At 73.4% G+C, this 2285-nt stretch carries 1 protein-coding gene; it reads left to right on the top strand.

Going from position 1 to position 2285, the window contains the following annotated elements:
- Positions 1–162 precede the first annotated feature (162 nt).
- Positions 163–780: a ScbR family autoregulator-binding transcription factor gene (locus tag IG74_RS0144660; protein ID WP_030689581.1), complete on the top strand. Its 618-nt coding sequence runs from the start codon at positions 163–165 to the stop codon at positions 778–780.
- Positions 781–2285 lie beyond the last annotated feature (1505 nt).

Genomic DNA, 2285 nt, shown 5'->3' with positions numbered 1-2285 from the left:
CGGCATACGATTTCAGCCTCGGTCTCGTGGGCTCGGAGATGTGTATAAGAGACAGGTCTGGGGGGTGGGTTTGGGTGGGGTTGGTGGCCTGGTGTGGGGGCGGGGCGGGGCGTAAAATAACGGCCGTTCGTTTTTGTGGCGAGGGAAGGGCGGGGACGCTCGATGGTGGAGCCCAAGCAGGAGCGTGCTGTGAAGACCCGGGATGACATTCTGCGGGCGGCGGCGCTGGCTTTTGATGAGCTGGGGTATCGGGGGGCGAGTATGCGGGAGATCATGCGGCGGGCGGGGGTGACGCTGGGGGCGGTGTATTTCCATTTCGAGTCCAAGGAGGCGTTGGCGCGTGCGGTGATCCGGGCGCAGCCGGAGGTGATGGTGCCGCGGGTGCATTCGCAGGGGTTGCAGCGGCTGGTGGATCTGTCGCTGGTGTGGGCGCATCAGCTGAATGTGAATCCGTTGCTGCGGGCGGGTGTGCGGCTGGCGGTGGAGCAGCGCAGTCACGGGATCGAGGACGACACGTCGTTCTATGAGTGGGAGAAGATTTTCCAGGGCTGGCTGGAGGTGGCGCGGGAGCAGGGGCAGCTGGCGCCGGGGGTGGAGCCCGAGGTGGTGGCGGAGTTCGTGGTCGGGGCGATGACGGGGACGCAGCAGCATGCGCATCTGACCGGGACGACGGCGGCGTTGCCGCAGCGGATCGTGCGTATGTGGCAGTTGCTGCTGCCGGGTATCGCGTGTGCCGGGGCCGCGGCCGCGATCGATCTGGATCCGGGCCGGGGACAGTAGCCGACCAGACAAGGGGGGCGGGGGTGTCGTTACCGGCAGGGCCGTACACGGCCCAGGACGAGACGGACGACAGGACGGGCGACAGGACGGGCGGGACCGCCGGCACCGGCCCGGCCGCCGGCGGCGCGGGGAGCGCAGACCGGGCGGGCCGGGCCGGTCCTGCGGACGGTGCCGGGCGGGTGGGTGAGGCCGGCCGGGCGGCCGGCGCGGACCGTGTCGGCCGCCCGGACCGCACGGCCGGTGTGACCGGTGCGGGCCGCGGGGGGAGTGCGGACGGTGCCGGGCACACGGACCGGGCCGGCGGTGCCGGTCATGCGGGTGGTGCGGGTGGTGCGGGTGCGGTCCATATGGGGAGTGACGGGAGTAACGGTGGGGCGAGCGGCGCGTTCGGCCCGGCCAGTGCGGCCAGTGCGGCCAGTGCGGCCAGTGCGGCCAGTGCGGCCAGTGCGGCCAGTGCGGCCAGTGCGGCCAGTGCGGCCAGTGCGGCCAGTGCGGGCGGGGCCGGGCGTGTTGACGGTGCGGCAGGTGCGGGGGATCCGGGCGGTGGGCGTGGCCGTCTGAGTGGTGCCGGTGATGCGTACAGGGCGGACGGTAGGGGCAGTTCGAGGGGCGCGGGCGCCTGGGCCGGTGCGGCCGGTGCGGGTGAAGGGCGCGGTGGGGCCGGGGCTTTCGGTGTGGGGGATGCGGGCGGGGGCAGGGGAGTTGACGGTGCGTCGGGTGCGGGGGATCCGGCTGGTGCGCGCCGCCGCTCGGGTGGAGCCGGTGGTGCGTGCGGGGCAGACAGCGCGGGAAGCGGGGGCGGTGGGGCTGGCGCGGGCCGTGCGAGGGGTGCGGGCGGGAGCGGCAGTTCGGGTGGTCTGGAGAGTGCCCGCGCCATGGGGCGTACGCGTGCCGCGGGCGGTCAGGGCGGTCAGGGCGGCGCGCGCGGCGCGCGCGGCGCGCGCGGCGCGCGCGGTGCGGGTGGCGGGGCCGGTGACGCAGGCAGTGTGAGTGGCACGGGTTGTGCGGGTGGTCCAAGTGGTGTGCACAGTGCGGGTGTTACCGGTGAGGTGCACGGCGTGGATGGCGTGAGTGGCGCAGGCAGTGGGTGCGGTACGGGTGTTGTGAGTGAGGCGTGCAGTGCAGGCGGCGCAGGTGGCGTGAGCGGCGGGAGCAGCACCGCTGAGGCAGGTGACACGGACGGTGCGAGTGGTTCAAGAGGTGTGGGTGTGAGTGTGCGAGGTGCGGCGGGTTGTGTGGACGGTGCGGGTGATGCGGGTGGTGGAGTCAGTACCGGCGGCAGTGGAGGCAGTGCTGGTGGCAGTGGAGGCGGTGCCGGAGGCCGGGGTGGTGCAGGAGGCGCTGGTGGTGCGGATGGTGGGAGCACCACGGGTGATGTGTGTGGGCTGGGTGGCGCGGGTGGGCTTGGCGGTGCGGGCGGTCTGTCCCGCGCGGGCGCGTTAGCTCGTGCTCGTGCTCGTGCTCGTGCTCGTGGGAGCGGGAGCGGGAGCGGGGGTGGGGGTGGG

Source organism: Streptomyces sp. NRRL B-1347, assembly GCF_000720325.1.
Taxonomy (GTDB): Bacteria; Actinomycetota; Actinomycetes; order Streptomycetales; family Streptomycetaceae; genus Streptomyces.
This window is presented reverse-complemented; position numbering and strand designations above follow the sequence as displayed.